General features: G+C 62.2%; 17 protein-coding genes, 1 pseudogene and 1 other annotated feature. Of the genes and pseudogenes, 7 read left to right on the top strand and 11 right to left on the bottom strand.

The features are described 5' to 3' along the window. Positions 1 to 343 (bottom strand): site-2 protease family protein (locus tag ACT67G_RS09920; protein ID WP_443664124.1); only part of this gene is annotated, 343 nt, incomplete at its 3' end. Then, complete coding sequence (locus tag ACT67G_RS09925) at positions 327 to 1397, bottom strand: M23 family metallopeptidase (RefSeq protein WP_443664125.1); 1071 nt, start codon at positions 1395 to 1397, stop codon at positions 327 to 329. The genes ACT67G_RS09920 and ACT67G_RS09925, both read right to left, overlap by 17 nt. 133 nt (positions 1398 to 1530) lie before the next feature. On the opposite strand from ACT67G_RS09925, the gene ACT67G_RS09930 reads away from it, so the two are divergent. The 5 genes from ACT67G_RS09930 to ACT67G_RS09950 all read left to right on the top strand — a co-directional run bounded on the left by ACT67G_RS09930 (position 1531) and on the right by ACT67G_RS09950 (position 5857). Next, positions 1531 to 2070 carry an RNA polymerase sigma factor gene (locus tag ACT67G_RS09930; protein ID WP_443664126.1) on the top strand — a complete coding sequence of 180 codons (540 nt, stop codon included), beginning with the start codon at positions 1531 to 1533 and terminating at the stop codon, positions 2068 to 2070. Beyond that, entirely contained in the window at positions 2067 to 3473 is a 1407-nt protein-coding gene (locus tag ACT67G_RS09935; protein ID WP_443664127.1) for a hypothetical protein, read from the top strand. The genes ACT67G_RS09930 and ACT67G_RS09935 overlap by 4 nt, the downstream gene beginning before the upstream one ends. Before the next feature lie 129 nt (positions 3474 to 3602). Next, positions 3603 to 3728, top strand: coding sequence for a hypothetical protein (locus ACT67G_RS09940; protein ID WP_443664128.1), 126 nt, complete (start codon positions 3603 to 3605; stop codon positions 3726 to 3728). Between the two features lies 1 nt (position 3729). Beyond that, on the top strand, positions 3730 to 4995 hold the full coding sequence (locus ACT67G_RS09945; RefSeq protein WP_443664135.1) for a putative DNA modification/repair radical SAM protein: 1266 nt from the start codon (positions 3730 to 3732) through the stop codon (positions 4993 to 4995). A 13-nt stretch (positions 4996 to 5008) separates the two neighbouring features. Then, positions 5009 to 5857, top strand: coding sequence for a TIGR03915 family putative DNA repair protein (locus ACT67G_RS09950; protein ID WP_443664129.1), 849 nt, complete (start codon positions 5009 to 5011; stop codon positions 5855 to 5857). On the opposite strand, the gene ACT67G_RS09955 is transcribed toward ACT67G_RS09950, so the two are convergent. Genes ACT67G_RS09955 through ACT67G_RS09965 form a run of 3 tightly spaced genes read right to left on the bottom strand, consistent with a single transcriptional unit; the run spans position 5754 to position 7225 of the window. Further along, positions 5754 to 6458 (bottom strand): sigma-70 family RNA polymerase sigma factor, encoded by a 705-nt coding sequence (locus tag ACT67G_RS09955; RefSeq protein WP_325246693.1) that lies wholly within the window; start codon positions 6456 to 6458, stop codon positions 5754 to 5756. The genes ACT67G_RS09950 and ACT67G_RS09955 overlap by 104 nt on opposite strands. After that, the gene (gene spoIIAB, locus ACT67G_RS09960; RefSeq protein WP_325246691.1) at positions 6455 to 6904 is read right to left on the bottom strand and encodes an anti-sigma F factor; all 450 of its coding nucleotides are present in this window, start codon (positions 6902 to 6904) and stop codon (positions 6455 to 6457) included. Before spoIIAB ends, ACT67G_RS09955 begins: the two co-directional genes overlap by 4 nt. Positions 6905 to 6919: 15 nt before the next feature. Beyond that, positions 6920 to 7225 (bottom strand): STAS domain-containing protein, encoded by a 306-nt coding sequence (locus ACT67G_RS09965; protein WP_325246689.1) that lies wholly within the window; start codon positions 7223 to 7225, stop codon positions 6920 to 6922. Positions 7226 to 7498: 273 nt separating this feature from the next. Here ACT67G_RS09965 and ACT67G_RS09970 point away from each other — a divergent pair, with 273 nt between their 5' ends. Together ACT67G_RS09970 and ACT67G_RS09975 are read left to right on the top strand one after the other, a co-directional pair. Next, positions 7499 to 8125 carry a flavodoxin family protein gene (locus ACT67G_RS09970; protein ID WP_325246687.1) on the top strand — a complete coding sequence of 209 codons (627 nt, stop codon included), beginning with the start codon at positions 7499 to 7501 and terminating at the stop codon, positions 8123 to 8125. 153 nt (positions 8126 to 8278) lie between these two features. After that, positions 8279 to 8830 carry a hypothetical protein gene (locus ACT67G_RS09975; protein ID WP_443664130.1) on the top strand — a complete coding sequence of 184 codons (552 nt, stop codon included), beginning with the start codon at positions 8279 to 8281 and terminating at the stop codon, positions 8828 to 8830. 82 nt (positions 8831 to 8912) lie between these two features. Here ACT67G_RS09975 and ACT67G_RS09980 read toward each other — a convergent pair whose 3' ends face one another. The 6 genes and pseudogenes from ACT67G_RS09980 to ACT67G_RS10005 form a co-directional block, all read right to left on the bottom strand. Next, positions 8913 to 9350 carry a GNAT family N-acetyltransferase gene (locus ACT67G_RS09980; protein ID WP_443664131.1) on the bottom strand — a complete coding sequence of 146 codons (438 nt, stop codon included), beginning with the start codon at positions 9348 to 9350 and terminating at the stop codon, positions 8913 to 8915. Between the two features lie 164 nt (positions 9351 to 9514). Next, positions 9515 to 12163, bottom strand: coding sequence for a valine--tRNA ligase (locus ACT67G_RS09985; RefSeq protein WP_443664132.1), 2649 nt, complete (start codon positions 12161 to 12163; stop codon positions 9515 to 9517). A 111-nt stretch (positions 12164 to 12274) separates the two neighbouring features. Further along, positions 12275 to 12504 (bottom strand) — a binding site (T-box leader). A gap of 45 nt (positions 12505 to 12549) precedes the next feature. Further along, positions 12550 to 13254 (bottom strand): RNA polymerase sporulation sigma factor SigE, encoded by a 705-nt coding sequence (gene sigE, locus ACT67G_RS09990; RefSeq protein WP_325246179.1) that lies wholly within the window; start codon positions 13252 to 13254, stop codon positions 12550 to 12552. Positions 13255 to 13333: 79 nt separating this feature from the next. Then, positions 13334 to 14125: pseudogene (locus ACT67G_RS09995) on the bottom strand (sigma-E processing peptidase SpoIIGA); the annotation flags it as partial. A gap of 163 nt (positions 14126 to 14288) precedes the next feature. After that, on the bottom strand, positions 14289 to 15875 hold the full coding sequence (locus ACT67G_RS10000; RefSeq protein WP_443664133.1) for an amidohydrolase: 1587 nt from the start codon (positions 15873 to 15875) through the stop codon (positions 14289 to 14291). Positions 15876 to 16009: 134 nt separating this feature from the next. Continuing rightward, positions 16010 to 16836: DUF711 family protein (locus ACT67G_RS10005; RefSeq protein ID WP_443664134.1), on the bottom strand; the 827-nt coding region annotated here is incomplete at its 5' end.

The following is a 16836-nucleotide window of genomic DNA, read 5'->3' on the forward strand; positions in this document are numbered from 1 at the left end:
GCACCAGATTCCCTCCCGCTGCCGCCCAAAAGGCCTCCCCCGCCGCCGCCAGAACCAGGGCTGTCAAAAGATTGGCCCCCGGGCCCGCCAGCACCGCCGCCAGCTCCCCGCCGTAGGAGAGGCCGGAGCGGTCCGCCGTCATCTCCGCCCCCAGGATGCAAAGACGCAGTCCCGTCACCCGCACCCCCAGGCACCGCAAGGCCAGATAGTGGCCCAGCTCATGGACTGCACAGCCCACTCCCACCACCGCCAAGAGCTCCGCCCCGTTCACCAGGGCGAACCAGGCCGTCAGCAGGAAGAAGCCGCCGCTGATCCGAACACCGCCTCTATCCCAGAGATACATAGTAAATGGGGTTCAGGTACACGCCGTCCCGATGGATCTCGAAGTGCAGGTGCGGCCCTGTGGCCACCCCTGTCTCTCCTACCTGGGCAATGGCCTGACCCTCCCGCACCGCTGTGCCGGAGGAGACCAGGATCTTGCTGCAATGGGCATACAAGGTGGTAAAACCGCCGCCGTGATCCACCATCAGATATTTGCCGTAGCTGCTGCTCTCCCCCACTGCCGTGACGGTGCCGTCGGCAAAGCAGTCGATGTCCGTTCCGGTGTCCGCCGCGATGTCCAGTCCGTAGTGAAAGCGCTCCTCCCCCTCTACAGGGTGCTCCCGGTACCCGAAGGAGGAAGAGACCACGCCCATCACCGGGGTGCAGTAGTCAAAGCCCAGGATGGCCTGCTCCATGCTGACATCCTCCGGCAGGTTCTGGTCGGAGTAGAGCACATAGGCCAGCGTCTCCACATCCCCGTCAGCCTCTGTCGATGCTCCGGCTTCCGTCTGTCCTGTCTGGGCGGCGAGTGTCCCGTCAGGCGAATCCGGTTCCGGGAAAGCCCAGTCATCCGGCAGCTCCCAGCCCACTTCACCGCCGCTGGTCTGCAGGGCTTCCAGCCCCTGGGAGGGCTCTTCTGCCGTTTCCAGATCCGCGGCAGCGGAAGTCTCCAGGGCAGGGCTCTCCTCCTGGGAGGGGCCGAACACTGCCTGGTACACGTTCTCCCAGCCGCCGTCCTCGCCGCTGACTGCCTGGCCTACGGCGGAGAACACCTCCCGCACGTCCAGGTTTTTCTCCAGCGCCCCGGAGAGTGCCTCGTTCACTGCCGCCATCTTTCCCGGCAGCAGCAGCTTCGCGGCCACCAGCGCCACAAAGATGACGCAGCAGACCACCAGCTGGCCCAGCTGCCGCTTTTCCCGGGCGGAAAGCGGCTCATCCTTCAGCCCGGCCCGGTTACCGGGCACCGTCTGGCTCCGTCCCGCCGCGGCCCGTTTCCGGCACTCCTTCGTCCGCTGCCGCTTTCCCCGTTCCGATGCAATGGTGCTCATCCGGCGTCCCGCCTGGCGCGATGTCATGGCATTTCCCTCCCCGCAGTTTTTCACTGGAACTCTATGCGGACAGGGCCTGTTCTATGCCGCCTGTTTTTTTCGTGGGTTTTCGGCCCGGGCGTTGTATAATAGGATGAACACACAACAAGGAGGGATGGCCATGGACGCTGGAGCGCTGCTGGAGCTGCTGCGGCAGGATCCTGCGGCAGGCACCGAGGCACTGCTGCGCCAGTACGGCCCCCTTCTGCACTATGTGGTGGGGAGCGTCCTCCGGGACAGACAGGATGCCGAGGATTGCTATTCCGAGGTGACGGAGCTGGTATGGCGGCGGCTGGAGGACTACGATCCCGCCAGGGGCAGTCTTACCGCCTGGCTCACCGCCGTGGCCCGGAATACCGCGTTGAACCACCTGAAAGCCAGGCTCCGGCGGGAACAGCATCTGGCGCAGCCGGAGACAGAACCCGCCCACCACGACACGCCGGAGGAGGCGGTACTCCGTCAAGAGCGGACGGAGCGGCTGCAAAAGGCCATCGCGGCTCTAAGCACCACGGACCAGCGCCTCTTCTACCGCCGCTACTACTATTTACAGCCCATCGCCCAGATTGCCGCGGAGATGGGCATGACGGAGCGCGCCGCCGAGGGCAGGCTCTACCGCCTGCGCCAGCGTCTGCGCCGGGAGTTGGGAGGTGACGCGCTATGACCGATCGCTGGGATGAGTTTGACTGTGCCCTGGCCACCTCCTTGTCGGAGCTCCCGCCCCCCGAGGAGACCGTCCGGGCGGTGACGCCCTTCCGCACCGCCATGGAACACATCGTGCTGGGCCTGTGCCTGACCTGCTTCACCCTGCATGTTTGGTATCTGGACTACCTGCTGCCCGCCGTGGGGACCATAGCGCTGTACCTGGGGTTCCGCAGCCTGCGCAGGAACAACCTCTGGTTCCGAATTGGATGGATCATCAGTGGTTGTAAAGCGATAGCACTTTATATCACTTTTGCCCTGCAGGCCACACCGCTGTGGGGGCGGATCCCGGAGATCCCCACGCCGCTGCTGCTTTTGATGGCTGTTCCCACCCTGGCGCTGTTCCTGAGCCTGTGGCTGGGACTTGGGAATGCCGCGGCGGAAGTGGGCCGCCCCCGGAAAACCGCCGCCCCGGCCCTCTGGGCCCTGGTGTGGTACGCGGTACTGATGGGATTTGCCCTCCTGTGGCCCAATCCCGGGTGGATCTCCCTGCTGGTGATGGCCTATGCCTTCTACCGCATCGTCAAATCTTTGCTGCGGGCGGGGACCCAGCTCTCCCACTGGGGCTATGCCGTCCGGGCAGCACCGGTGAAACTGGGCGGCGGAAAGCTGGCCGCGGCATATCTCATGTCCCTGGTGGGATTGACCGTGGTCCTGAGCCTGGTATCCAACCATCTGGCGATGGAATCCCATGTAGTCGAACAAACGTCTGAATCCGCTGAGATCACCTCCATTCGGACGCACCTGGAGGACCTGGGCTTCCCGAAGGACCTGCTGGACCTGCTTCCGAATGAAGAGGTCACGAAGCTCTCCGGGGCGGAAGCATGTTATGTGGACTTGGATGCCTGGGGCGACTCCACAGACAACGGCATCCGCTACATGGACATCCAGGTCCAGACCAGGTTCCGCACCTTCCGCTGCTACCACTTCTTCACCGTGAATACCCTCAGAGCCGTACTGCAGAATCTGATCCGCATGGAACCCGACACCCACGCCGCCGTGAAAGATGTGACGGGACAGATCCTCTGGCGGAAAAACGGAGCGTGGTATGCCGCGGACCTGTCTCTGGAAATGGACTCCCACATCACTTATTTTGGAGACACCTATGACAGCTATTCGGCTCTGTTCAGCTATCCCTTCGGCACCGCTGAACGCCGTGGCTGGTGCGCTTATACCACCGCTTTTTCCGACGACTGGCGCTATGGCGTCACCATTCTCCGCTATCAGACCCAGGCCCTGCGAAACCTGTTCCCCTACGCGCCTTTGCCGGAACAGCCCGTGGTAGGCATGCTGAACGACATGGAGAGCCAGAGTTACACCATCTACCCCCTGGAACCCCAGTATGCGGAAAATCTCGAAACGTAAATGGAAGCAGCCGCCCTCTTTGGGCGGCTGCTTTTATAATCGAAAATTTGTTCGATTTCCTCTTGACAAGAACGATTGTTCGATTTATACTGTCACTAGAACAAAAGTTCGAACAAGGAGGAATTGACGATGACTGGTTGGACATTCTTTTTCGTTTTGGTGGGCGTGGTGTTCCTGACAGCCCAGGTCTTCCGGGTCATCGACGCCATTGAGCGCCCCACTCAGCATCACCGCCGCCATGCCGCCCTCCGGTAAGATGGACGTCTACGAGAAGCTGACGGTGCTGACGGACGCCGCCAAGTACGACGCCGCCTGCACCTCCAGCGGCGGGAACCGGGTCTCCAAAAAGGGCTATATCGGCAACACCTCCACCTCCGTGGCGGGCTGCTGCCACACCTTCTCCGCAGATGGACGGTGCGTGTCCCTATTGAAGGTGCTGCTCACCAACCGCTGCGTGTACGACTGCAAATACTGCGTCAACCGCCGCAGCAACGAGACCAAGCGGGCCGCCTTCACCCCAGAGGAGCTTGCGGATCTCACCATCCAGTTCTACCGCCGGAACTATATCGAGGGGCTCTTCCTCTCCTCCGGCGTATACCGCAGCCCGGACTACACCACGGAGCTGATGATCCGCACCCTGCGTCTTCTGCGGGAAACCTACCGATTCAACGGCTATATTCACGCCAAGGCCATTCCGGGCACCTCTCCGGAGCTGGTGGAGCAGCTGGGTTTTCTGGCAGACCGGCTCAGCGTCAACATCGAGCTGCCCTCGGAAGCGGGGCTTAAAACCCTGGCTCCGGACAAGACCAAACAGGCCATCCTGGCCCCTATGGGCCAGATCTGCACCCGGGGCCAGCAGAGCCGGGAGGAATTGGTGAAATACCGCCACGCCCCCAAATTTGCCCCCGCCGGGCAGAGCACCCAGCTGATCGTGGGGGCCACGGCCGACACCGACTTTCACATCCTGCGTCTGACCCAGGGACTCTATGACCGGTACAAGCTCAAACGTGTGTTCTATTCCGCCTATGTGCCGGTGGTGGAGCACGCGCTGCTTCCCTCCAAGGACACCAAGCCGCCCCTGCTGCGGGAGCACCGGCTCTACCAGGCAGACTGGCTGCTGCGGTTTTACGGCTTCCGGGCGGAGGAACTGCTGGACGAGCAGAATCCGGACTTCAACCCCCAGGTGGATCCCAAGTGTTCCTGGGCTCTGAGCCACCTGGATTTCTTTCCGGTGGAGGTAAACACCGCCGACTATGAAACGCTGCTGCGCATCCCCGGCGTGGGGGTCACCTCCGCCAAGCGCATCCTGGTATCCCGCCGCACCCACCGCCTGCGCATGGAAGATCTGCGCCGCCTGGGAGTGGTGATGAAGCGGGCCCAGTATTTTCTCACTGCCTCCGGCAAGATGGCGGAGGGGCTGCGCTTTACCCCCGACAGTCTCCTGCGCAGCCTCATCGCTGCCGAGCGGCCTCTGCTGCCACAGCAGGAGGCGGTGCAGCTGTCTTTGTTCGACCCCGTATAAAAAGGAGCACCCCATGAGCGAAACAGTCTACTGCTACGACGGCACCTTTGAAGGATTCCTGTGCTGCATCTTCGACAGCTACCTGTACCGGGAAACCCCCTGCGGCATTTTCCCGGAGGATGAGATGCAGCCCTCCCTCTTTGCCGTCCGATCCATCCCAACGGATCGCCAGCACGCTGCCCGGGTGCTCCGCAAAATCGTAAAATGCGACCCCGGCGCAGCGGATCTGCTGCGCCGGGGCTTTCTCACCTGTCTGCCGGAAAAGGAACTCCACCTCTATCGAGTCGTGGTAAAGCTCCTTCGGGAGGGCCCTGCCTTCCTCCACGACCTCTCGGATGAGACCCTCTACCCGGTGCTCAAGGCCGTGCGGCACCTGGGGAGTGAGGCCCATCTTCTCAAGGGCTTCACCCGCTTTTCCCAGCTGGGGGGTGTTCTGGGAGGAGAGATCGCACCCAAGAACCGGGTGCTGCCTCTGCTGCGGTCCCATTTTTGTGCTCGATACCGCAACGAGAGCTTCTTTCTCTACGACAGAACCCATAAAGAAGTTTTACTTTACAGTGCAGGCCGTTCCGCTATTGAGCCACTGGAGGACTTTCAGATGGCCCCGCCGGATGAGACGGAGGCGGGCTACCGGCGGCTGTGGAAGCAGTTTTATGATACCGTCGCTATCCGGGAACGGGAGAACCCCCGCTGCCGCATGACCAACATGCCCAAGCGCTACTGGGGCACCATGACGGAGTTTCAGGGGCCGGAGTATTTCACACCTCAAAGCTCTCCCGCAGCCGTTTCAGCCCCCGACGCTCCAGCCGGGATATCTGCACCTGGGAAACTCCCAGGATCCGGGCCGTCTGCTCCTGTGTGAGCCCCTTGAAATAACGCAGCAAAATGGTCATCCGCTCCTTCTCCGGCAGCTGGTCGATGGCCTCCCGGAGGGCAATGCGCTCCACCATACTGTCCTCCGGTGCCTCGGTACCCAGGGTGCCCTCCAGGGTCAATCCGTCGGAGGTCTCCTTTTGCAGCGACTCCGGGGTATCCGTGGCCAGATCCACCTGGGCGATTTCCTCCGCTGTCAGTCCCGTGGCCTCTGCCAACTCTGAGAGTACCGGCTCCCGGCCCAGCTGGTGGCGCAGCCGCTCCCGGACACCGTAGAGCATCTGGGCCTGCTCCCGGATACTTCGTCCCACCTTTACCGCTCCGTCGTCCCGGAGAAAGCGCCGGATCTCCCCGGCGATCTTGGGCACGGCATAGGTGGAAAAGCAGGTGCCGTAGCCGAAGTCGAACCCCTGCACCGCCTTCAAAAAACCCAGGCATCCCAGCTGGTAGAGATCCTCCGGATCCACTCCTCGGCCGCAATACCGCTTCACTACGCTCCAGATGAGACCGTTATTGGCGATCACAGCCTGCTCGCAGGCCTCCCGGTCTCCCTCCTGGGCCGCCCGCAGCAGTTCCAGCCCCGCGCTCATTTTGCCGCCGGACGGCGCCGGGAGAGCTTCTTCTTCATCACCACGGTGGTCCCCCGCCCCGGCACAGAGCGCACTGTCACCGCGTCCATGAAGCTCTCCATAATGGTAAAGCCCATGCCGCTGCGCTCCGCGCCTCCGGTGGTGAACATGGGCTGGCGGGCCTGCTCGATGTCCGGGATGCCCCGGCCGTGATCCCGAACGGTGATCTCCAGCACATTCTCTCCGCAGACACGGACCTTTACCTGCACGGTTCCCAGGGCCTCCGGATAGGCGTGGACAATGGCGTTGGTCACCGCCTCGCTGACGGCGGTCTTGATATCCTCCAGCTCGTTGAGGGTGGGATCCATCTGGGCGGCGAAGCACGCCACGGCAGATCGTGCAAACCCCTCGTTGCTGCTGCGGCTGGGAAATACCAGTGCCACTTCATTGATTGCTTTGGTCTTCATCTATGTATCCCTCCTTTATCGAATGGTTACCAGCCGGCCGATACCGGCGGCGTCCAGCACCCGGCGGGCCTGGCGGGGCACGTTGCACACCAGAAGGCTCCCGTCCAGCATCTGCATCCGCTGTTGGGCCCGCAGGATCAGGGCGATGCCGGAACTGTCCATAAAGGTCACGCCTCCCAGATCCAGCACCAGCTTACGCGGCAGCGCCGCGTCCAGCGCCAGTTCCAGCTGCCGCATGGCATCCCGCGCCGCGTGATGATCCAGTTCCCCCCTGCATTCCAGCAGGAGGTTCCGATCCGAGGTTTTTTCCAGGATCTCCATTTTATTGCCCCTTTTCCTTTGATTTTCCTGAATTCCTGTGTGCCTGCAGCTCTGCCGCACACCTGGGCGCTTTTCCGCGCCTGTCTGCGGCCTGTTGGCATAGTATGCGCAAGGGCCGCCTTGCAGAGATGATAGCATGTCCCCCCGTCAGCTTTGTGTCGAAAGGAACGGGGTTTCCCGGAAAATTTCCGTCTTCTTCCCCCGGCTTCGGCTTGCCCGGGCAGAATCATCCGGCTTATAATGGGAATGACTAACGAAAAAGGAGATGTTTCCATGAAGGTTCTGATGCTCAATGGAAGTTCCCGCCCCCATGGCTGCACAGACGCGGCTTTGCAGGCAATCGCGGCGGTGCTGGCGGAGGCGGATATGGAATCGGAGATCCTGTGGCTGGGCAATGATCCCATTCGGGACTGCACTGCCTGCGGTGCCTGCGCCAAGGCTCCGGGCCGCTGCGTTTTCGATGACGACATCGTCAACCGCATCATTGAAAAAGCCGCCCAGGCGGACGGCTTTATCTTCGGCACCCCGGTGTATTACGCCCACCCCTCCGGCCGGATCCTCTCAGTGCTGGACCGGGCCTTCTACGCCGGGAAGGATGCCTTCGCCCACAAGCCCGCCGCCGCTGTGGCCTCCGCCCGCCGGGCCGGTACCATAGCTTCTGTAGACGTGCTGAACAAGTACTTCACCATCTCCCAGATGCCGGTGGTGTCCTCCTCTTACTGGAATGAAGTCCACGGCTCTGTCCCCGGAGATGTGGCACTGGACGAGGAGGGCCTTCAGACCATGCGGAACCTGGGACGGAACATGGCCTGGATGCTCCGGTGCATCCAGGCGGGCCGGGAGGCGGGCTTTCTGCCGCCTCAGGCCGAGAGCGGCGCCCGCACCAACTTCATCCGCTGAGAAAATGGCCTCCGGAGGGATCCCTCCGGAGGCCATTTCTGTCTGAATCTGCGGACAGCACCCGGCATTTCAAACTTTTTGGGCACGCCATGCGTCTATTGGATGTTTTACGGTACATCGCAACCCATGACTTACAGGAAAGGATCGTGTTTTATGCGCAAGATTGCAAATTTACTGCTGCTGACAGCGGCACTGTGCCTGCTGCTGTCAGGCTGCGGCCAGAGCAATCCTCCCTCCGGCGACCCGAACACTCCGCCGGAGGAGAAAGAGACAGTCGGAACCCCTCTCCCGAAAGAGGCCGATGACACATCCACGCCTGAGGAAGCGCCCCAGAGCAGCAGTGACGCAGAAGGACCTCCATATGCGGACAATTTCTCTGTGGATGCGGCGGCGGTCCAGTCCTTTGGGGAGGATATCCAGTCCGCCCTGGCGGATCAGGACCTCCAGCGCCTGGCGGATCTGGCCGCCTATCCCCTTTATGTAGGGCTTCCTGAGGGCGGGGAGTTCCTGGGCTCCCAGGAAGATTTCATGGCACTGGGCAGTGAGCGCATCTTTACCGATGATCTGCTGACGGAAATTGCGCAGGCGGATCTATCGGACTTGCCTCCCAGCAAGGCCGGCTTTATTCTCTCATCCACAGGAAGGCCCAACATTGTCTTCAGCGTTTCCGGGGGCCAACTGGCCATCGTCGGCATCAATTACTGAGCGCACAGGCAGCCGAGTCTCTCCCCACTTTCCATCTCCATGAAAAAGATCCCCGGCGGAGCATCTGTCCGCCGGGGATCTTTTATAATCCGAATCCATATTCCATGGGAACATACCGAATCCCATCCGGTGAATGCTGTTCGCCGGTCACTGCCACAAAGCCCAGGCGACGGTAAAAACCCACAGCATGAGGTGCCGCATGGACACTCAAGTGCCGGGGCGATGCAGCTGCCACAAACGTCTGAAAGAGCGCACGCCCAATCCCCCGGTGGTGACAGGATCCCTCCACGAAAAACAACGCAATGTGCGTACCCTGCAATGCCAATACCCCTACCAGCGTATCAGCATCAAAAGCACCAAAAACTGTCATGGCACGAACCTGATTGGCATCTTCAATATAGCGGAAAAATGCCTCCACCCCCTCCTGCGGATAATCCGGGGCTTCAAATTCTGAAAAGACGCGTCCACAAAGCTCCATGGCTTCCGCCAAGTGGGCATCCGTCACAGTTCGTATCTCCAATGGTACTCCTCCTTTTCAAACAGGTGGATGGTTATCACTGTCTGCGGCCCCGGCAGAAACAGAGTGTTCCTTTCTATTCCTAAGCCCTTCTCTGCTGACCCGGATAATCGGAAACACCCCTGCGGGACATGCTCCGCAGGGGTGTTTTCAAATCAATACGGCATTTATGCCTGCATGGCCTTGGCGGATGCCTCCAGCTTGGTGATGAGCTCCTGGTACTTGGCGGCCTTTTCCTTCTCGGCGTTGACCACCGCCTCAGGCGCCCGGGAGACAAATTTTTCGTTGGAGAGCTTTTGCTCCACGATCCGCAGGCCGTTGCGGGCCTTCTCCAGCTCCTTGGCGATGCGCTCCCGCTCCGCCGCCAGGTCCACCAGCTCGCTCAGGGGCATATAGGCCGTGGCGTTGGCAGTGACCACGCTGACCATCCCGCTGACGTCCCCAGGGGCGGCGTCGGCAAAGGTGACGGCGCTGGCGTAGGCCAGGCGCTCCAGGAAGTGCAGGCCCTGGGCGTAGATCTCCGGGGTAGCGGTGACGATGAGCACCTCCGCCTTCTTGGAGGGAGGCACGTTCATCTCTGCGCGGCGGGCACGGATGGCCTTGATGGTGTCCATGACGGCCTCCATGGCATTTTCCTCCGCCGGGAAGCTGAGGGACTCCTGATACTCCGGCCACCGGGAGGTCATCAGGTAAGCGCTCTCCTCCCCCTTGATACGGGGCAGGGCCTGGAAGATCTCCTCGGTGATAAAGGGCATGAAGGGATGCAGCAGCTTCAAAAGCTCCGTAAGCACATAGCACAGGACGTTCTGAGCCGTCAGCTTGGCCTCCTGATCGGTACCGTTGAGGCGGGTCTTGGTGAGCTCGATATACCAGTCGCAGTAGGTGTCCCACAGGAAGTCGTAGACCTTGGCGGAGGCCACGCCGATCTCATAGCTGTCCAGATTCTCGGTAACTTCCTTCACCAGGGTGTTGAGCTTGGAGAGCACCCACTTATCCTCCGCGGCCAGCTGATCTGCAGCAGGCAGGGCGCAGGAATCGATGGTGAGGTTCATCATCACGAAGCGGCTGGCGTTCCAGACCTTGTTGGCGAAGTTGCGCATGGCTTCGCACTTTTCCGTATAGAACCGGGTATCGTTTCCGGGAGAGTTGCCGGTGATGAGGTTGAAGCGCAGGGCGTCGGCACCGTACTTCTCCGCCATTTCCAGCGGATCGATGCCGTTGCCCAGGGACTTGGACATCTTGCGTCCCTTATCGTCCCGAACCAAGCCGTGGATCAGCACGGTGTGGAAGGGAATCTTCTTCATCTGCTCGCAGCCGGAGAAGATCATCCGGGCCACCCAGAAGAAGATGATGTCGTAGCCGGTGACCATGACGGAAGTGGGATAGTAGAAGTCCAGATCCTCGGTCTTGTCGGGCCAGCCCAGGGTGGAGAAGGGCCACAGGGCGCTGGAGAACCAGGTGTCCAGCACGTCGGGATCCCGGGTCAGATGGGTGGAGCCGCACTTTTCGCACTTGGTGGGATCCTCCCGGGAGACATTGATATGGCCGCACTCGTCGCAGTACCAGGCAGGGATCTGATGGCCCCACCACAGCTGACGGGAGATGCACCAGTCATGGACGTTCTCCATCCAGTTGATATAGGTCTTGGAGAAGCGCTCGGGGACGAACTTCACTTCGCCCTCCTTCACAACGCGCAGAGCCTCCTTGGCCAGAGGCTCCATCTTCACGAACCACTGGGCGGAGATCACCGGCTCCACGTCGTTGTGGCAGCGGTAGCAGGTGCCCACGTTGTGGTTGTAGGGCTCGGTCTTGACGAGATACCCCTGCTCTTCCAGATCCTTGACGATCTGCTTGCGGCACTCGTAGCGGTCCATGCCCACATAGGGGCCGCCGTTTTCGTTGATCTTGCCGTCGTCGCCGATGCAGCGGATGATCTCCAGGTTGTGGCGCAGACCCACCTCAAAGTCGTTGGGGTCGTGGGCGGGGGTCATCTTCACAGCGCCGGTACCGAAGCCGATCTCGCAGTACTCGTCGCCCACAATGGGGATCTCCCGGTTCATAATGGGCAGGATGCAGGTCTTGCCGATGAGGTGCTTGAACCGCTCGTCCTCAGGGTTCACGGCAACACCGGTATCGCCCATCATGGTCTCAGGCCGGGTGGTGGCGATCACCAGATCGCCGGATCCGTCGGAGAGGGGATAGCGGATATACCACAGGTGGCCGGGCTTGTCCTGATACTCCACCTCCGCGTCAGAGAGGGCGGTGACGCAGTGGGGGCACCAGTTGATGACGCGGCTGCCCTTGTAGATGAGGCCCTTGTCATAGAGCTCGCAGAAGGTCTCCCGGACGGCCTTGGACAGTCCCTCGTCCATGGTGAAGCGGGCCCGGGACCAGTCGCAGGAGACGCCCATTTTCTTCTGCTGGGCCACGATGCGGCCGCCGTACTCCTCCTTCCACTTCCACACCCGCTGGAGGAACTTCTCCCGGCCCAGGTCGTAGCGGGTCAGGCCCTCCTTGGTGCGCAGCTCCTCCTCCACCTTGATCTGGGTGGCGATGCCGGCGTGATCGGTGCCGGGGAGCCAGAGGGTGGAATAGCCCTGCATTCGCTTGAAACGGGTAAGGATATCCTGGAGGGTGCAGTCCAGAGCATGGCCCATGTGGAGCTGGCCCGTGACATTGGGGGGCGGCATCACAATGGAGAAGGGCTTTTTCTTGGGATCGGGATCCCCGTTAAAGCAGTCGGCATCCTCCCACATCTTGTAGATGCGGTCCTCCACCTGCTGGGGCTCATATACCTTGGGCAGTTCTTTTTTCATGGTTGATTCTCCTATCTTCAGAACCTGGGGTTCTTATTGGACGATTTTGGAACCGGGGCAAATCCCCAAAGGCATCTCCGCCGGAAAAACAAAAACGCCCCGGGCCTTTCGGCCCAGGGCGAACGACAGTCCGCGGTACCACCTGGATTCGTGCCAAAGCACGCACTCAGCGGGCGCTTCCACGCCCCTCCCCGATAACGGCGGGATGCCGCCGGTGCTTACTCACCTTTCAGCTCCGGTGCTCCGGGACGACTTCTCCGGCGGCCTCACAGGCGCTTCCACCAACCGCGCCCTCTCTTGGCATCTGCCTGCCGGGTACTGCTTCCCATCGTTGCAGTTCCAATATACCGTTTCAGTATAGTCTTCCCATTTTGGATTGTCAAGAGTCAGCTTAACCGCAAAATCTCCTTTTTCAATCGCTGGATAATGCGCTTTTCCAGCCGGGAGATATAGCTCTGGGAGATGCCCAGTCTGTCCGCTACCTCCTTTTGCGTCTGCTCCCGGCTGCCCCCCAGGCCAAAGCGCAATGTGATGATCTCCCGCTCCCGGGGCGAGAGGGCCTCCATGGCCGCCGCCAGCAGCGAGCGGTCCACGTCCTCCTCGATGGGGCGCATCACCACGTCGGCGTCGGTTCCCAGCACGTCGGAGAGCAGCAGCTCGTTGCCGTCCCAGTCGGTGTTGAGGGGCTCGTCAAAAGACACCTCCCCTTTCCGGTTGGCATTCTTGCGCAGGTACATGAGGATCTCATTTTCGATGCACCGGGAGGCGTAAGTGGCCAGCTTGATGTTCTTGTCTGTGCGGTAGGTGCCCACGGCCTTGATGAGTCCGATGGTACCGATGGAGATGAGATCCTCAATGCCCACGCCGGTATTTTCAAACCGCCGTGCGATGTACACCACCAGCCGCAGATTATGTTCGATGAGCTCCTGCCGAGCCTCCTCCTCTCCCAGACGGGCAAGGAGCTCCGCCTCCCGCTCCTTGGTCAGCGGCGGCGGCAGGGTGTCGCTGCCGCCGATGTAGTGTACATGGCCCTGGGGCAGCAGTCCCCACTGTTCCAGCAGACGCAAAAGCCTGATCCAGATGTCCTTCATGTCTCCCTCCCCGATTTACGCTGCCGCCCCACAAAGCGGCACAATCCTCTCCCACGCCTCCGGCGCAGATCCCAACCGGCAATCCCCGGTAACGCGTCCCCTCCACCTCTGTCCAATCGCTGCGCACCGTCAGCAAAAGGCCCTCCGGCAGTCCCACCGTCCGGTAGGGTACCAGGGAGAACTGCCACCCCGGCGCCGCTGAGCGCAGAGGCTCCAGGAGATCCGCCGGGTAGCGCAGCAGCTCCGGTGTCAAAATCTGCCGCACCCGGGGCGGCAGAGCACCATCCAAAGCACCTCTGGCTGTCACCAGCACCGGTGCCCCGGAGACGGGATGCCGCAGCGCGTTCCCCGTGTCGTGGAGGGCCGTCATGGTCACCACCTGCCCCTCCAGACACACCCGCACCTTCAGGAGGCGTCCTTCCACGCCCCGCTTGGCCGCTGCCCGGAACACCACCGTCATGACGGAATAGGCAGCCGCTGCCGCGATGAGCAGCACCCGGGCATCCACATCCGTATAGAAGATGCCTCCTGCCATGGGCACGCCTCCGGAGAGAAGCCCCAGCCCCAGTACGCACCCGGCCATGGCACAGGAGAGGGCAAAAAACAGCAGTATCAGCCGCGCCAGCTTCTCCTCCCCGCCGAAAGCCGCCAGGGCCAGCAGCACCCCTGCCGCGACCTTCACCGGCGTCCGGGCCAGGAAGGAAAGCCCCGGGAGAAACACGGCCGATGCGTAAACGCCGCCCAGCAACGACGCAAGGAGATACCGTCCCCGCCGCAGGGGCCGCCCGGCCAGGCGGGCCGTACACACCAGCAGCAGATAATCCATCACCGCGTTGAGGGTGAATACGCTGTCCAGATAGACCACCGTCACGCCGCTTCCCCCTTCCTCTTCCGCTTCCGCAGCCGACGGATTTGATTATAGGCCGTCCGGTGCGGAAAAGCCGTCGTAAAAAGGAACTGTGGGATCCTCCTTCATGGAAAAACCGGGAGCCGCGTTTTTCGCAGCTCCCGGTTCAAATCTCTGTTATTCAGTTTCAACGTTCAAATACCCGCACACCGTCCTTCCAGGTCTCCAGCACCCGGATGGTCCCCAGCGACTCCCCCACTGTCCTGGTGGGATCCCGGTCCAGAACCACCAGATCCGCCCGCTTGCCGGGGGCCAGGGTGCCCTTTTGATCCTCCTCGAAATACTGGTAGGCGGCGTTGGCGGTTACCGCTTTCAGGGCAGTCCAAACGTCCACCCGCTCTTCCGGCCCCAGCACGCTGCCGTCTTTCATCCGCCGCTCCACCGCGCACCACACCGTCTCCAGCATGTCCGGGCGGATCACCGGGGCGTCCTGGTGGAAGGTAAAGGGGATCCCCAGCCGGGCGGCCGATCCGGCAGGAGAGATGTGCGCCGCCCGCTCCGGCCCCAGGTTCTTCACATGCACATCTCCCCAGTGGTACACATGGGCCACGAAAAAGCTGGGCAGCACGCCCAGGCGCTTGAGCTCCGGCAGCTGATCCAACCCCAGCAGCTGGGCGTGGATCATCACCGGGCGGATGGCAGCCGCGTCCAGTCCCTCCTTCTCCACCTGAGCAATCGCCCGCAGATACTGCTCCGCGGCGGCGTCCCCGTTGCAGTGCGAGAGCAGCTGCCGGCCCTGCGACACCGCGGTGCGGATGGCCGAGAGCACCTGTTCATCCGTCATGGTACCGTAGCCCCGGTAATCTTTTTCCCCGGCGTAAGGTGTACGCAGCCAGGCGGTGCGTCCCTGTGGCGAGCCGTCCAGGAAGATCTTGTACCCCGCTACCCGGAAGTGATGGAAATAGCCCCGCAGGCACTCCGGCAGCAGGCGCTCCGCTGCCTGCATCCCGCCGTGGTCCGCGTAACCCACCACATCCAGATACAGCTTGTCGCCTGCACAAAGAGCCTGATAAATGGGGACGAGCTGCTCGGGCAGCATCCCCTCCTGCACCGTGGTGATGCCACAGGAGCCATAGAGGGCCTGGGCCTTCTCACAGGCGGCGGTAAGGGCCGCCATATCCGGCATGGGGACTTTTCTTTGCCAGAGCAAAAAAGCGTTTTCCTCCATATAGCCGGTAAGCGCGCCGCCCTCCCGGCCCATGGCGCCCCCCTCGGGACAGGGGGTCTCCTCCGTCACCCCCAGCCGCTCCAGCGCCAGGGTGTTGAACACCCCCATGTGCCCCGACTGGTGCTGGAGGATGACGGGATGCTCCGGCGCCGCCGCGTCCAGCACCTGCCGGTCCGGATGGCGCCCCTCCGCCAGGGCGTTATGGTCGTAGCCCTGGGCCCGGACCCACTCCCCTGCGGGTACGTGATTATCCCGGATATAGGATTGAATGCGCTCCGCAATGTCCGCCCAGCTGGCGCACCCCTCCAGGGATACCTGCAAAAATCCGTTGGCCACGGCGAAAAAATGGCTGTGGGGATCCAGAAAGGCGGGCATGACTGTCCGACCCGCCAGATCCACCCGCTCCGCGTCTCCCGACGCCTGAGCCGCTACCGCCTCCCGGGCCCCCACGGCGGCGATGCGCCCGTCCCGCACCAGCAGGGCCTGGGCAGCAGGCATCCGCTCCTCCATGGTGAGGATGGTGCCGTTTTCAAAGAGATACTCCATACGCAGCTTCCTTTCCGGTGCGATCCCGCTCGTACTCTTTTCACAGTGTACCCCATCAGCGACGGTTTTGCCACGTTTTTGGAAAAAAGCGCAAAAAATCCTCCCCGGAACATCCGTCCGGGGAGGCTCACGCTTTAGTTTTTCAGGCTGTGGAGAGGCGCCGGGATCCGGCCGCCCCGGGCGATGAAGTCTGCACTGGACTCCGAATGCACCGGCATCACCGGGGCAGAACCCAGAAGTCCGCCCATCTCAATGGTATCCCCCACGGCCTTGCCGGGGGCGGGCAGCAGCCGCACGGCGGTGGTCTTGTTGTTGACCATGCCGATAGCGGCCTCGTCGGCGATGATGGCGGAGATGGTCTCCGCCGGAGTGTCCCCGGGGACGGCGATCATGTCCAACCCCACGGAGCACACACAGGTCATGGCCTCCAGCTTGTCCAGGCACAGCGTGCCGCAGCGGGCGGCGGCGATCATGCCCTCGTCCTCACTGACGGGGATAAAGGCGCCGGAGAGGCCGCCCACGGAGGAGGACGCCATAACGCCGCCCTTTTTCACCGCGTCGTTCAAAAGAGCCAGAGCCGCAGTGGTGCCGTGGGTGCCGCAGACCTCCAGGCCCATCTCCTCCAAAATCCGGGCCACGCTGTCCCCGATGGCCGGGGTGGGCGCCAGGGAGAGATCCACGATGCCGAAGGGCGTATCCAGGCGGCGGCTGGCCTCCTGGGCCACCAGCTGCCCCATGCGGGTCACCCGGAAGGCGGTCTTTTTCACCGTCTCCGCCACGGTGTCGAAGGAGGCGCCCCGGACGGCCTTCAACGCGCTGCACACCACGCCGGGGCCGGAGACGCCCACATTGATGACCTTCTCCGCCTCGCCCACGCCGTGGAAGGCGCCGGCCATGAAGGGGTTATCCTCCACGGCGTTGCAGAACACCACCAGCTTGGCGCAGCCCAGGCCGTCCCGGT

This window comes from Dysosmobacter sp. (genome assembly GCF_052306735.1).
Taxonomy (GTDB): domain Bacteria; phylum Bacillota; class Clostridia; order Oscillospirales; family Oscillospiraceae; genus Oscillibacter.